This is a genomic window from Pseudoalteromonas sp. MBR-15, assembly GCF_053628915.1.
The window spans coordinates 1-14861 of sequence record NZ_JBRJHH010000010.1; the positions used below are offsets into that span (position 1 = coordinate 1).

12 protein-coding genes are annotated in these 14861 nt (G+C 41.3%); 7 read left to right on the top strand and 5 right to left on the bottom strand.

The features are described from left to right. Positions 1 to 140: 140 nt before the first annotated feature. From ACSSVW_RS13980 to ACSSVW_RS13995, 4 genes are all read right to left on the bottom strand, one after another. Positions 141 to 893 carry a hypothetical protein gene (locus ACSSVW_RS13980; RefSeq protein WP_454179520.1) on the bottom strand — a complete coding sequence of 251 codons (753 nt, stop codon included), beginning with the start codon at positions 891 to 893 and terminating at the stop codon, positions 141 to 143. A gap of 92 nt (positions 894 to 985) precedes the next feature. Further along, entirely contained in the window at positions 986 to 2260 is a 1275-nt protein-coding gene (locus ACSSVW_RS13985) for a LysM peptidoglycan-binding domain-containing protein (protein ID WP_454179521.1), read from the bottom strand. A gap of 118 nt (positions 2261 to 2378) precedes the next feature. Then, complete coding sequence (locus ACSSVW_RS13990) at positions 2379 to 2918, bottom strand: hypothetical protein (RefSeq protein WP_036973642.1); 540 nt, start codon at positions 2916 to 2918, stop codon at positions 2379 to 2381. 133 nt (positions 2919 to 3051) lie between these two features. Beyond that, positions 3052 to 3579: a sugar O-acetyltransferase gene (locus ACSSVW_RS13995; protein ID WP_454179522.1), complete on the bottom strand. Its 528-nt coding sequence runs from the start codon at positions 3577 to 3579 to the stop codon at positions 3052 to 3054. A gap of 154 nt (positions 3580 to 3733) precedes the next feature. On the opposite strand from ACSSVW_RS13995, the gene ACSSVW_RS14000 reads away from it, so the two are divergent. The 7 genes from ACSSVW_RS14000 to ACSSVW_RS14030 all read left to right on the top strand — a co-directional run bounded on the left by ACSSVW_RS14000 (position 3734) and on the right by ACSSVW_RS14030 (position 11399). After that, positions 3734 to 4495 (top strand): DeoR/GlpR family DNA-binding transcription regulator, encoded by a 762-nt coding sequence (locus tag ACSSVW_RS14000; protein WP_065979512.1) that lies wholly within the window; start codon positions 3734 to 3736, stop codon positions 4493 to 4495. A 95-nt stretch (positions 4496 to 4590) separates the two neighbouring features. Further along, positions 4591 to 6411, top strand: a complete 1821-nt coding sequence (gene glmS / locus ACSSVW_RS14005) for a glutamine--fructose-6-phosphate transaminase (isomerizing) (RefSeq protein ID WP_182395886.1) — start codon at positions 4591 to 4593, stop codon at positions 6409 to 6411. A gap of 167 nt (positions 6412 to 6578) precedes the next feature. Then, positions 6579 to 7589, top strand: coding sequence for a hypothetical protein (locus ACSSVW_RS14010; RefSeq protein ID WP_454179523.1), 1011 nt, complete (start codon positions 6579 to 6581; stop codon positions 7587 to 7589). Further along, on the top strand, positions 7582 to 7776 hold the full coding sequence (locus ACSSVW_RS14015; protein ID WP_064666659.1) for a hypothetical protein: 195 nt from the start codon (positions 7582 to 7584) through the stop codon (positions 7774 to 7776). Before ACSSVW_RS14010 ends, ACSSVW_RS14015 begins: the two co-directional genes overlap by 8 nt. 110 nt (positions 7777 to 7886) lie before the next feature. Beyond that, a complete protein-coding gene (locus tag ACSSVW_RS14020) occupies positions 7887 to 8168 on the top strand; it encodes a hypothetical protein (RefSeq protein WP_454179524.1) in 282 nt (93 codons plus the stop codon). Positions 8169 to 8848: 680 nt separating this feature from the next. Further along, positions 8849 to 9562, top strand: coding sequence for an Imm43 family immunity protein (locus ACSSVW_RS14025; protein ID WP_454179525.1), 714 nt, complete (start codon positions 8849 to 8851; stop codon positions 9560 to 9562). Between the two features lie 541 nt (positions 9563 to 10103). Beyond that, on the top strand, positions 10104 to 11399 hold the full coding sequence (locus tag ACSSVW_RS14030; protein ID WP_454179526.1) for a DEAD/DEAH box helicase: 1296 nt from the start codon (positions 10104 to 10106) through the stop codon (positions 11397 to 11399). Positions 11400 to 11460: 61 nt separating this feature from the next. On the opposite strand, the gene ACSSVW_RS14035 is transcribed toward ACSSVW_RS14030, so the two are convergent. After that, complete coding sequence (locus ACSSVW_RS14035; protein WP_454179527.1) at positions 11461 to 14676, bottom strand: S41 family peptidase; 3216 nt, start codon at positions 14674 to 14676, stop codon at positions 11461 to 11463. Positions 14677 to 14861: the final 185 nt, after the last annotated feature.

Here is a 14861-nt window from a genome sequence, read left to right on the forward strand (position 1 = left end):
GCCAAAAGTTGTTCAGATATATTTGGGTTCAATGTTATTAACCGGTGATTTTATATAGCCTATATTAGATCAGATATTTAAGCGGAATGGTATTAGTGCCGAAAGTGTCTGATATGCCCTTCATACATAACCCCTGACATTCACAGCGCTGTCTCTGGCGAATTACTTGATATATCACACTGTTCTATTTCTTTTACATCTGCGCGGCCATCGCTTAGGTAGCATTGTTCTAGTAAAGAGCAATAGCAGATCTCGGTTTTGATGCTATTACGTTGCTTGTTTACTTTGTCCCATTGAGTTTCATTAAATCCCGTTCGCTTGAAACCAAAAAGTTTAAGTTTGCTGCCAGATGCCAGCAACCGGTTATCACTGGCACTCGTCATAATCCAGCCAAATGCTTCGAAAATATTTATGTCGGGAGAATCATCTTGCAGAGTTTGTAGCTGTGTTTCATATGCTTGTGTATCAAAACAGCATGCAGAAATTACTTTATAGATATCTAAATATGATTGGTCGTTATAGTGATACTTCACATACTTTACTATCGCAGGTCCTGATCCTGAATTAGTGAGTGCAAAGGTGATTTTAGGTAGATTTTTTTCTTCATCAAAATTCCCCGTCATAACTTCAAGCCAAGGCCATGTGGCGGCTTTTACTTGTCGTTCTGCGGCATTTGCTTGCAGGTATGTGGCATAAAAAGACGCTGCTGAAATAATAATGGCACACAGTGCGAGAAAGAGGTTTAGGCGCTCATTGGTAAACCAGGCTTTAGGCTGTTTAGAGTCGTCGGGTTTAGTACTTACCGTGGTTGATTTTGGTTGGTGTTCATCGCTTGCCTCTTGCTGATGTGTCTCAAGAGTTGATTCGGTGACGTCCTTTTGTTGATTATCCATGACTTTGTCATTGTTATTTTTATAGACTACTAAAGATACAACTTTAATTGGATATATAAAAGAGACAGGGAGTAAAACTCCCTGATTTGGTATTAACTATTTGAGATAAATACGGTGAGCTTTTCGCCTACTCTTAGACTATCCCTAGAAAGGTTATTCCATTGCTTTAGTTTTGTTATGCTGACTTTGTATTGCTTTGCTATTTTCCATAAGCTGTCGCCAGATCTTACTTTGTACTCAATTTGTTGATCAGCTAATTGCGGTAATATGAGTTTTTGACCTACGCGAATAGTGTTCGTTTTTAAGCTATTAAAGGTTTTAAGCTGGCTGACAGTCACTTTATAACGTTTTGCTATTACGCTTAAGCTATCGCCGCGTTTTACGGTGTAATGTTGCCACTGGCTGTAATCATTACTTTTCTGATTTGCTAACAGTGTTTTAAAAGTCGACTGTTGATCTTTTGGTACCACAATATGTGGCGCATCTATTACTGCAGGGTAGCGAATTACGCCATGGTTTAACTCTTCGAGTTCTTGCCATTTTGCTTTGTCAGCTAAGATCACAGCCCCTGACACAGGCAAGATGCTAATTGCTTCTTCATTTTTAATCGACGGAAAGACCATTTTTTGATGTTTAAGCAACTGTGCCGCAGCGAGCAACTTGGGCACATATTGACGAGTTTGTGATGGCAGTTTTAAGCTGAAAAAATCGGTTGGTTTCCCTTGCTTCTGATTACGAGCAATGGCTTGTAACACTCGCCCCTCACCGATATTGTAGGCAGCAATAGCATGATACCAATCGCCATCAAAGCGTTTATAAAGATACTCCATAAAATCGAGAGCTGCACGTGTGCTGTCAATCACATCTTGGCGACCATCATACCAAGGGGTAATTTTTACTTTAAAGTATTTGGCGATTGAAGGAGTAAGTTGCCATAAACCCGATGCATGCTTGTGCGAATAGGCACTGGCATCAAAATCGCTCTCTATAAGCGGCATTAGGGCAAGTTCTATGGGTAATTCACGGTTTTCTACTTCTGTGACGATATGATACAAATACGGCGCTGCACGGCGGCTTATTTCTTCCATATAATTCGGATGAGTAAGGTACCAAGCAATGCGCTTTTGTACATCAGGATGACTTGAATCGCTAAACTGCAGTTGAACGCGAATACGCTGCCACACATCTTCAAGTTCACTTGGTTTTAGCGGTGGCACCGCATCTACTTGTTCTGTTTTAGATTCTGTAACCACAGTATCTGGATTTGCCTTAATTATGGGCTTCTTTTCAGTAAGAGACTCAGGGGCAGTCTGACAGCCTGTTACAATAAGACAAACAACAAGGCCTAAAAATCGATTTAAAAACACGTATTAAAATACTCCGTTAACTTAGGTGCGGGTAAACTAAAGCGCCTAAGCTTAACATAGGGTGAGCTAAAAATGACCATTAGATTAACAACGTGCTAACTCACTCACCCAATTGAAATTAAAACGAAATACTAACTTGTAACCCAGCATAACCATGGTTTTGTGCCTCCCAATAGCGGCTGTCTATTTCTCGGGCTCTGGCATAGATCTCTATTCTGAATGGCTTAGAGTCCACGCCTATACCAACACCCACATAGCCATCGATACTATTGTTATCGTCATCGAAGCGGTCGTTATAGTCATGGTCTTTTCGGTCGTCGTAGAAAGCAAGCTCAATTAAATCTAAGCCCACTTCGCCATAGACAAAAAAGTCACTGAAATAGCCAAATTTTATGCCAGTGTCGAGGGTTAAAAATGTCTCCCGATCACCTTTTTTAGTAAACACTTCAGCTGACCCAAGCGCTGTTGTCAATGCTGCGCCAAAATTGCTGTTGTTATTTTTAGCCATAAATTCGACACCTGCCGAGGTGATTGAATCAGTGCTATTACGTTCTGACTTCACAAACAGGTTTATATTAGGGTTGTCATAAACCCCTGCAAAGCTTGTAGAAGGAATTAAGGCAAGTGGTGCAAAAAGTGCTAAGCCGAGATATTTCATATTGAATTTAATCCATTAACTGTAATGGGTACAATAATATCAATCTTGGTGAGTTCTAATTGTAAGAAAATGTTCTAAATTGGCAGGTTAGCCGACAATGTGTGCTCAATTTAATATCGCTATATTGTAATTTTTAAAGGTCTTTAATCTTCACTGCGGGGTTACCTGCTACTAGGGTATTTGCCGCGACATCTTTAGTTACTATTGCCCCTGCGCCAACTACGGCATTATCAGCAACTTTAATACCTGCAAGTATAATCGCGCCAGCACCAATCCATACATTGTTGCCAATGCAAATCGGGGCTGCAAAATTAGCTTTAGCTAAACGCTCAGTAGGGGTTACTGCATGCGATACTGCAAGAATTTGCACATTAGGGCCAATTAAGCAGTCATTGCCTATGGTAATTTGCGCATCAGATAGCGGCGCATCAAGTATTGTACAGTTAATATTTATGAAGGTTCGATCTCCTATTTTAATACCACTGCCATAATCACAATGAAAACCCGCTTCAATAACGACCTGTTCACCACACTGAGCAAACATGCCTTTTAGTCGTTTTAAATTGCCTTTACTGGGACTTTTGGCAAATAAACGGCAAATCTCATGTGCGTTTTTACGCTGTTCAATCAGGGGGTTATCTAGGCTATTAAACTCTTTCATGGTGATCAGTCTTAGTAAATTCTAAAGATAGCTTATCGCGTAAAAGTCAGAGATCAAAATAAACTTAGTGGGGTTATAAAACATTCACTTGCCATTTATATTGTTTCGTTTAAAATCCCGTAACTTTCGAAACGAAACTTATGTGATCAGGTTAATGACAAAACGAAACACTCAACAACGTCGTCATACAATATTAAGTCAGGTTAATGAACTTGGCGAAGTAGCCGTTGAAGCGCTGGCTGAGCAGTTTCAAACCTCCGAAGTGACCATTCGTAAAGATTTAACAGCGCTTGAGAAAAGTGGCTTATTACTGCGCCGCTATGGTGGGGCTATTGCATTACCGCAAGAGATTGTGAGTGATGAAGTAGACTCAGTACGTAAAATAGCAATCGCTAAAGCGGCTGCGGGCCTTATTAAAGATCATAACAGAGTGATCATAGACAGTGGTCGCACAACGGCTGCCATGATCCCTGAGCTTGCAAGTAAACGTGGCCTAGTAGTAATGACAAACGCCATTAAAGTCGCTAACCGTTTATTAGCGCTGGAAAACGAACCGACATTATTGATGACCGGCGGCACTTGGGATCCACATTCAGAATCGTTTCAAGGCCAAGTTGCAGAGAACGTTTTGCGCTCTTATGACTTTGACCAACTGTTTATTGGTGCCGATGGCATTGATGTAGATAGAGGCACAACGACCTTTAATGAATTAGTGGGCCTTAGCCAGGTAATGGCTGAATCGGCTCGTGAAGTCGTTGTTCTTGTTGAGTCAGATAAAATAGGCCGAAAAATACCGAATTTAGAACTGCCTTGGCAGCAAATTACCACACTTATCACAGACAACAACCTTAGCGAAGAGAAACGCGAGGCGATAAGAAAATGTGGTGTACAGCTGATTTGTGCAGACATTGAATAACCCGTAATAAGACCGACAACACCTTATTACATAAATTTTATGACAACACATACTGCCCAAAGTGAGACACTTTGGCATGTGCAAAAGGAGAGATTATGTGTGGAATCGTTGGGGCTGTTGCAGAACGCCCAGTAAATAAAATTCTTGTTGAAGGCTTAAAGCGCCTTGAATACCGTGGCTATGACTCAGCAGGTGTGGCTTTACTTAAAGGTAATGAACTAAACACAGTTAAAGCAGTGGGTAAGGTTGCAAACTTAGAAGCTGCACTTAATGATGCCGCTGTTAATGGCACTACCGGTATTGCACATACGCGTTGGGCAACGCATGGTGGTGTAACAGAGGCCAATGCGCACCCGCATATTTCAAAAAGCGAAATTGCCCTTGTTCATAATGGTATTATTGAAAACCATGCCAGCCTGCGTGAAGCGTTAAAAGGCGATGGGTATGAGTTTTTATCAGAAACTGATACCGAAGTAATGGTGCACCTTATTCACCAGTTACGTCAGCAACATGACACGCTATTAGCAGCAGTACAAGCTGCAGTTAAGCAGTTTGAAGGTGCATTTGGTACTGTTGTTTTCGATAAAGCGAACGACAACGAAATCATCGTAGCGCGCTCAGGTAGCCCACTGGTGATTGGTTTAGGTCTTGGTGAGAACTTTATTGCATCTGACCAACTTGCCTTACTACCTGTTACACGCAGCTTTATTTACCTTGAAGAAGGTGATGTAGCGCGTATTACCCGTGATAGCGTGGAAATTTTTGATGCGAATGGCGAAGCTGTAGAGCGTGAAGTGATTGAATCAAACATCACCCAAGATGCATCAGGTAAAGGCGAATATCGCCATTACATGCTGAAAGAAATTTACGAACAGCCACTTGCGGTTCGTAATACACTTGAAGGCCGCCTTGTTAATGACACTGTAGCGATTGATGCCTTTGGCGACAGTGCCCAGCAAATCTTTAAAGATGTAAAACACGTGCAAATTATTGCCTGTGGTACGTCTTATCACTCAGGAATGGTGGCTCGTTACTGGCTTGAACAGTTTGCGGGTGTGAGTTGTAACGTTGAGATTGCATCTGAGTTCCGTTACCGCGAATCATTTGTGCATGAAAATAGCTTATTAGTCACAATTTCTCAGTCAGGTGAAACAGCTGATACCCTAGCTGCATTGCGATTAGCTAAACAGCAAGGTTACATGGCATCGATGACCATCTGTAACGTACCAGGTTCATCTTTAGTACGTGAATCTGATTTAGCCTTTATGACGAAAGCGGGTGCCGAAATTGGCGTTGCATCAACGAAAGCCTTCACAACACAACTTGTTGGCTTACTAATGCTAACAGCGTCTATTGCGCAAGAAAAAGGCCTTGACCAACGTGCGATTGTCAATGCAATTAAAACACTCCCTAACAAGCTTGAAGAAGCATTGTTATTAGCGGATGGCATTGAAGAGTTAGCAGAAGAATTTGCCGACAAGCATCACTCACTATTCTTAGGTCGTGGCTCACAATACCCAATCGCGATGGAAGGTGCGCTTAAGCTGAAAGAAATTTCATACATTCACGCGGAAGCATACGCAGCAGGTGAGCTTAAACATGGCCCGCTAGCTTTAATTGATGCCGACATGCCAATTATTGTTGTAGCACCCAACAACGAGCTACTTGAAAAGCTTAAATCAAACGTAGAAGAAGTACGTGCTCGTGGCGGTATTATTTATGTATTCGCAGATAAAGATTCACACTTCGAATCTGACGAAACAATGCGTGTGATCAACGTAAACCATGTTGATGACGTGATTGCGCCAGTTGTATATACAATTCCATTGCAGTTACTTTCATACTACGTAGCGGTGATTAAAGGCACCGACGTAGACCAACCACGCAACCTAGCGAAATCGGTGACAGTTGAGTAAAATCAATTAGTTGAATTTTAAAAATGTGGGTGAACAATAAAGTTTCACCCCATACAATAAAGTTTCATACTAAATAAAATCTAGCAATTGATCATTCTTTATGGCACAAAAGAAGTCGTTTATTAATTAAGCCGTGAAATAAGAAACATGGAAGTGTAGATATAGAGATGGTCTTTGAAGAGTTTATAAAAAAAGCTAGGAAAAATAATAGTATATCTGATGACTTAATCAACAGAGTGTTGTTTTTTTCCAATATATGGACAACTTTCTTTGCTCCTGCTCTTATAGGTATAGGTATTTCTTATTTATACACACTGGATAAAGATGAAAACATTTCTTGGGTATTTTGGATTTTACTTATTATGTTTGCGACAGTTCACTTTGCAGTCGCATTCTTGCAGCATTTGAATAGCCGTAAATACTCATTAGTGTCTGAGGTACTGGGGTTAGAGAATGAAGTTCAGAAGACGCGAGATAATCTAGCAAAGCACCTGCATGCCTTGAAAGATGTATCAAACTTACATGCAAATCAAACAACTACAATATTTTGTCTAGCTAACATTGTAGACACAGCAGTTGGTGAATTACACGAAATGGAGTTGAGTAAAACGCGTTGTAGTGTCGATAAATTCGATGACATAATAAAATCACGGTATGAGCAGATGATTCGTCTATTGTCTTTGGAGCGTGAAGCTCTATTCGGGTATACATCTGAAAGCCTTTACAATATAGCGTTGTATCACTACGATAAGAGTGATGAAAAGTTAAAAGTTTTAGTGCGAGATTGTGATAATAGGCTTCAGAAAAGGAATCGAGAATGGGGTCCTGGACATGGTCATGTTGGTTTAGCATTCTTGCACAAACGAATTAAAATCTGTCCAGATATAACAAAAAGCAACGAACTGATGAATTACTCTGATGCGTCTGGTGGTGAGACAAAATATAAAAGTTTTTTCTCTATTCCAATATTACGCTGTAAAGACAATGGCGATGTTGGTAATGGTGAACTTCCATTTGGTGTATTGGTCTTAACTAGTGCGACTAGTGAGCAATTTGAGGACATTAGAGATCTACAATTTTTGAATATCGTTGTAAAATTTTTTGCAATATACCTTGCGGCAGTTGAAGCGTTTCGAGCTCATAATGGTAATCTAATAGAAGGTGATGATGATGTCTGATAAGAAAGTTGAAACACCAACTCTTAAAGTTAGTGATATTCCAGTAAAATCATTGAGTGCTTCAGAGGGCTATAAAGTTGTGCAGGCAATTACCACTGAGTCTTACGACCCTCAGTCAATAGGAGAGCTATTTCAAGAGCAAAGAAAGAAATCATTTGCTTATGCTAAGTTACTGGTTTCTGGTTAAAATCAATATTTATCTAATCACCTTGAACACATTCTTCATATAGAGACTGAGTTGAACTATTGACATATCTTACGCTATGCTGAAATTTCAATCAGTTATAGCGGTATATTATGTCTAGGAAGATTGGCCATACTGAGGCGCAATATCGTAAGTGGATTAAAGAGGGGCGCGGTACTGGCGAGTATCTGAGTTACAAGCCTTGGTTAACGGTTTATGATGCGCCATCCGATGGCCGTGTACATCGAGTTTTTGGTTATAAGTCCAAACGAACACACCATTTATTATCCGATCTTGAACTATCCATGTTCTACTTGCTAGAGTGGCGACAAGATGTGCTACAAGTCAAAGAGCAGTTTCCGCAGGTATCAAACACCCAAACGTTCGAGGTGTAAACCATTACCTATCAAGCGACTTTCTTGTTGAAACAACCTCGCGAGATCTCCCCTATTTTGCGCTATAAGCCAATTATGACAGCACTTTTGAAGAGCAGCGAAAAATAGAGATACTCGAACTCGAGAAACGTTTTTGGCACGAAAAACAGATCCCCTGGTAGATAGTTTCAGAGCGAGAGATCCCAAAAGTCGTTAAAGCGAATGTTGAATGGATTTACCCTTTGCAAGATGAACACAAGGTGCTGTCTTTCTCATAAAGTAACAGTGAAGTTCTTAACTTTTGTTTTTATACACTGCCTTTTTCATTTTTATCTGATATTGCTGATTGATTATACGGTAAGTCTTTCGCTATGCTCGAATTTTAACCTTTTATAGCGGTATATTATATCTAGGAAAGTTACTAATATTAAGACTGAAAATAGTATTTATATTTAAGTAATATGTACTGCCTGTGACTTTTTAATAATTTACTAGGAGTTATCAGATAGTTGTGTATTTGATCGTAAATTAAAAAGATAAAATAGCAGATCACCAATTTTAATGTGGCTATTGTATTAAGTAAATGATCGAGAAAAAATTGAACTTATACTCTTGAAAATATAGGTAGTAAAAAGAAACAATAAAGCTAAAAATGAAATTTGGAAAGGGAGTTTTTCTGATGGTTGTGGGAGATTAAATTAATGTCAGCAACATATTATGTATTAATGAATGATTATGCGAGCCCGTATCAATCGACTTGCCCTTTTGGTATTTTAGCGCTGGAGCCGGATACTAAGCTTCCTGTTAGACCCGGTCGGTTTAGTTTTCCTTATGATGTTAAAGAGATAAGTCAAAGTGAAATATTTTGGAACTTCGATAAAGTAGAACCGTTATTATTTGATTATCACGAGTACAAAGGGCATATACTTTCTTCTAAAATAGCGGCATTACTTGACGGGTTAAAACTGGCACCCCATTACAAGATGCGTTTGAACGTGTATATGGAAGGAAAACCAACATCGCGTGACTACTTTTATCTGGCGTTTGACCGAGGCCAGTGGGTAAAAGGGGTTCAGCAAGACCCCAACCACATTTTTTACGATGTCGATCGTTCAACACACCAACTTGACAGGGATGGTGTGAAACTGCCAACGGGGTTTATTGCCCTTACCTCCCTTGCCAGCCAGTACGATGTATTTCAAATAATAAATGTATCCTATTTATCGGCATATATGGTGTTTTCGGCGAAGGCGAAGGCGCAGTTAGAGAAACATGGGATAAAAGGGGGCAAGTTTGTTCCTTTGCAAGAGGCATTCGATGCCGCCTTAAAAGAATGTAACCAAAAACTGAGTGATTTATTGCCTAAAGTGAAAAAGCCAATAAAGCCTTGGTTTGCTGATATCAGTAAAAAATAAAGTCAGAACAAAACACTTCGGTGGTATGAGTGATGAAGCAACTACTTTTGTTAATATTACTAGGTTTCTGTGTTTATAAGGGCTGGCAAGATTTCGGCCCAAAGCCTATCTTGCCCCTTTGTATAATAAGCCCTATGTAGCCGAGACACATGTGGTTATACTCAAAAACTACTACAAGGCTTGAAAAAGCAAGGCATTGAACCGCATTATTTTAATGTTGAAAACGAGAATGTAGCCGCTAGCTTACACACTCGAATGGAAAGCCAAAATATGTCAACCCTGCGCTACGATTTGCCTGTGGTGGATGTAAACGCAACATTAGCCATACGACCCACATTGGCCAGTGTACAAGATAAATTAAATCGTTAACTTGTATAAATAAACACTACGACACGGTACATAAGCAGTTTAAAAATGAAAAGAGCTGATGTCGTAACTAACAAACACAAAAAGCTTTCATATGAAATTGCGGTCACCTCTACTTAACAGCTGATAAATACGTTAAAATTGCAGGCTATTTTAGTAATGAGCCCGCACCTTTATGACCTCGACCTCAAACCCTAGTAATTTCAATGCACTTGGCCTTATTCCAGAGCTAGTTGCTCGATTGTCTGATCTTGAATATACCCAGCCTACACCTATTCAGGCAAAAGCAATTCCAAGTATCTTGGCGGGACATGACTTAATTGCAGGAGCGAATACGGGCTCAGGTAAAACAGCGGCGTTTGCACTACCTATATTGCAAAAAATATCACAGGGTGCATTAAAGCGAGATGCTAAAGGTAACTATGTATCGGCGCTTATTTTGGTGCCTACGCGTGAGCTTGCAACGCAAGTGGCTGATAATGTTAAATCGTATTCTGCTTATTTTAATGGCGCGATTAAAACGATGGCTGTATTTGGTGGGGTGTCGGTTAATACACAAATGCAGGCACTACGCGGCGGTGCCGATATTATTGTGGCAACCCCTGGGCGTTTGCTCGACTTAATTTCAAGCAATGCCATTAAGCTAGATAAAGTAAACACCTTAGTGCTAGATGAAGCTGACCGACTATTGAGCCTTGGTTTTACAGAAGAGCTTGCTGAGTTGTTGGCGTTAATGCCTGCTAAAAAGCAAACGATGTTGTTTTCAGCTACGTTCCCTGAGCAAGTAATGCTATTAACGCAAGAGCTGTTAAAAAATCCGCTAGAGATTCAGTTACAAAACAAAGATGAAAGCACCTTGGTGCAGCGTGTATTCACGGTAAATAAAGGCGAGAAAACCACCGTTTTAGCGCATTTAATTAAACAGCAGCAATGGCGCCAAGCACTTATTTTTGTGAACGCCAAAAAAGACTGTGAGCACTTAGCCAATAAACTAGAAAAACGCGGTATTAGCGCACAAGTATTCCATGGCGATAAAGGCCAAAGCGAGCGTACACGCGTAATCGAGAAATTCAAAGCGGGTGAAATTGACGTACTAATTGCCACTGATATTGCTGCCCGTGGTTTAGATATTGAAAAACTGCCAGTGGTGATTAACTTTAATTTACCGCGCAGCCCCGCTGATTACATGCATCGCATTGGTCGAAGTGGCCGTGCTGGTGAAGTGGGTTTAGCGTTATCACTGATTGATTATGAAGACTTTCATCACTTTAGAATCATCGAAAAGAAAAATAAGTTACGCTTGGAGCGAGAGCAAGTGGGAGGTTTTGAAGTGAATAAAGCAAACCTTGATGCTGCACAGGCGCTTAAAAACGATAAGCCCGTAGCGAAACCTGCGGGAACAGGTAAGAAAAAGAAGAAAAATAAAACTAACCAACAAGACGATGTCTGGAGTGGCTGGAAGAAACCTTAATAGCCTTAAAAGAAACCCCGCATTGCTGCGGGGTTTTTTGTTTTTAACAACCAGTTAAGTATTAAAAGTCAGTCGGTGCTGGTGGCACGTTGAGTGGCTTTTTAGGGTTGTCTTTTAGCTCTTTTAAAAGCTCTTCTACGGCACTTTCTATCGATGGATCTTTACCTTGATAGATTAGCTCTGGGCGATCAACAACCTTGATATCAGGGGTGACACCTTCGTTTTCGATGATCCAGTTGCCATCGTTATCTAAAATGCGGAATGTGGCCGCGATAACTTGGCCGCCATCGACAAGGCTTGGATTACCTGAAATACCAATTAATCCACCCCAAGTGCGGGTACCAATGAGCTTACCTAACCCTGCTTGGCGGAAGTAGTAAGGAATAGCGTCACCGCCTGAACTTGAGTAACCATTGATCAGCATGGCTTTTGGACCATCATGAGCAAATTGTGGTGTTTTCGTTGGCTCAACACCACGGCGCTTCCAATAATTAAGCGGTTTACGGGCAAGCCAGGTGATCATGTGCTCAGGAATAAAGCCGCCGCCATTGTATCGGTCATCAATAATCATGGCGTCTTTGGTGGTTTGCGGCATGTAGTTTTTGAACATGGCGCGGTTACCTTCGTAGGCTGTATTTGGTAAGTGAACATAACCAATACGGCCATTTGATAGCTTGTCAACGTAGGCTGCACGAGAATTAACCCAGTCTAAATAACGCAAACCTTGCTCGCTGGCTACAGGCTTAACGGTAACTTGCCATGCACCTTTGCTTCGCGGTTTACTGTTAAGGACTAGCTCAACTTGCTCGCCTTGGGTGTTCTCTAGTAATTCGTAGAAGTTAGCTACGTCTTTTACTGAGCGGCCATTTACGGCAATGATGTAGTCGCCGTTATGTGCTTTTACCCCTGTTGTACCAAGTGGTGAGCGGAAGTCTTCATGCCAGTTTTCACCTTGGAAGATTTGCTCAATTTTTACGTATCCAGATGGATCGCTGGCAAGTTTTGCACCTAATAAACCGTGCTTTTTACGCTCTGCTTTAGGCATATCACCCGACTGCACATAAATGTGGCCTGAGTTAATTTCACCTGCGATTTCACTGAGAATGTAATCTAGGTCACTACGGTGTGAGATAGCATCAGCCATAGGTTGATACTTGGCTAAAATTGCGTCCCAATCTTGGCCGTGATGGTTTTCGTCGTAGAACCAATCACGTAATGTACGCCAGCCTTCAACATACATTTGCTGCCATTCGATTTGTGGCTCAATTTTTAAGGTCATGTTACTAAGATCTAGCTTATTCGCTGCTAGGTCTTGTTTTGCTTTTGGTTCAATTAAGCTGTAATCGTTACCCGCATGCACTAACAAGTGTTCACCGTTGCTCGAAATAGTATAGCTGCTTACCCCTTTAGCCACGGTTTCAAGCTCGCTGTCGTGAGCTGTGCCTATTAATTGTAGGCCGCCATTAGCCAGTGTTAGCACGCCATCTTTTACAGCCGTTAAACTGCGATAATCCCCAGCCGGTGCATTTAAAGCGGTTACACGCTGCATAAAGTCGCTGCTTTGCAGGGTATTACTGTTTTTCTTATCGTCATCTTTTTGTTTATCGCTGACGATCGCTGTTTCATCACTTTGTAGTGCGATAAGTGGTTTGATACTGTCATTTACGGCAGCGGCATAAATACGCGTTGCACGATTAAACATGTAGTCAAACTCGTAGCTGCTAAAGGCTAAGTTAAAGTCGCGCTCAGAGCTGAAGTACAGGTATTGACCATCAGGAGAGAAAGTTGGGTTTTGCTCATTGGTCATTTCATCTGTTAAGCGAGTCACTTTCTTTTTATCAATATTGTAGTGCCACAGTGAGGCATAGCGGTTTTCATTGTTTTTCACATACACAATGTCTTCGCTATTTGGCGACCAAGTATATTGGCGAATGCCTTCTTCATCGTAGATGCTGGTATCGATTTTATGTTGTTTACCCGATTTTGCATCTATCCACCAAAGTGTGTGGTTTTTATCTGCAAATAACAGTTTTGAGCTATCTGGTGACCAAATTGGTGTAAAGCGCCAAATAGTACCATTGCTGGTTAGCTGCTTGGTGGCATTGTTGTCGCTGCGATCTTTTAAGTAAATTTCGTATTCGCCGCTTTCATCGCTCATGTAAGCAATATAACGGCCATTTGGCGACCAACTTGCGTCAATTTCGCGGCCTTTAGCTGTGTAAGATAAGTTACGTGTTGGGCCTTGCTTAACTGGCACGCTAAATAGCTCACCACGGGCAGTAAAGAGTGCACGCTTACCATCATGAGAAATCGACATTGAGTCGATAAAGCCACTCACATTTTTGGTGTAAGGCATTGCGTATTGACGCACACCGGCAATGTTAATGCTCAGCTTAGTGCTTTTTTGAGTTTTTGGATCAAAGCGATAAAGGTAACCACCATTTTCATAGACAACAGCATTTGGGCCAGCTGATGGCCACAGTACGTCAAAGTCTTTATGATTGGTTAGCTTTTTCGGCTCAGCGCCTTTTTGGTATTGATACAGGTTTAGGGTGTAATCACGGTCAGAGACAAAGTAAATGTTGTCGCCAACCCAGGTTGGTTGCTGATCAGTAGCGCGGTTACTGGTTAGTTGCTCTGAGGTATTGCTTTTTAAATCGTAAACCCAGACATCTTGTGCGCGACCGCCACGGGTGCGCTTCCATGTACGAAATTCACGGTCAATTGGCGTGTAAACATATTTGCTACCATCTGGCGAAAGCATACCGCCGCCCGTTTCTGGGATAGCAAGAGGCTGCTCAAGGCCGCCGTCAGCAGGCACCATATACGGACGACCCATACGTTTACCCCACGGTGTGCGGTTAGCACGAAATACCACATTTTTGCCATCAGGTGTCCAATCGAGAACACGATAATCAAAACCACCGCGTGGTGGCATTGGGCCAACATCGTTGTAGTAAGTGAGTTGTTTTAAGCCAGAACCATCGCTGTTAATTACATAAATTTGGCGGCTGCCATTGTACTCGGCTGCAAAGGCAATGCGTTTACCGTCAGGTGAAAACTTAGGAAAAGTTTCAAAGCCAATATGGTCGGTTAAGCGTTTGCTCTCGCCTGTTTGCGTATCGGCAATGTAAATATCACCACCGTACACAAAGGTAACATGTTGATTATGAATATCTGGAAAGCGCAATAAGCGCGTGTCTTTAGTTTCGTAAGCTGATGCCCAAGGTGCCAGTGTCGCAGCCATGGCCAGTGCCAACGTTGTTAGTTTTTTCATGGGATTACATCCTATTTTGGGAACTGTTACATCATAACTATTCAGTTTTAAATAGCGATGCAGTTGCGATGAAAGTCGTTACAAAATATGAATAAAAAAAGGTTGGCATTAAATGCCAACCTTTGCGAGCTATGTCATACCATAAAACATAACTTCTTAGTGGTCGTGATCGTCACTTTCTTCTG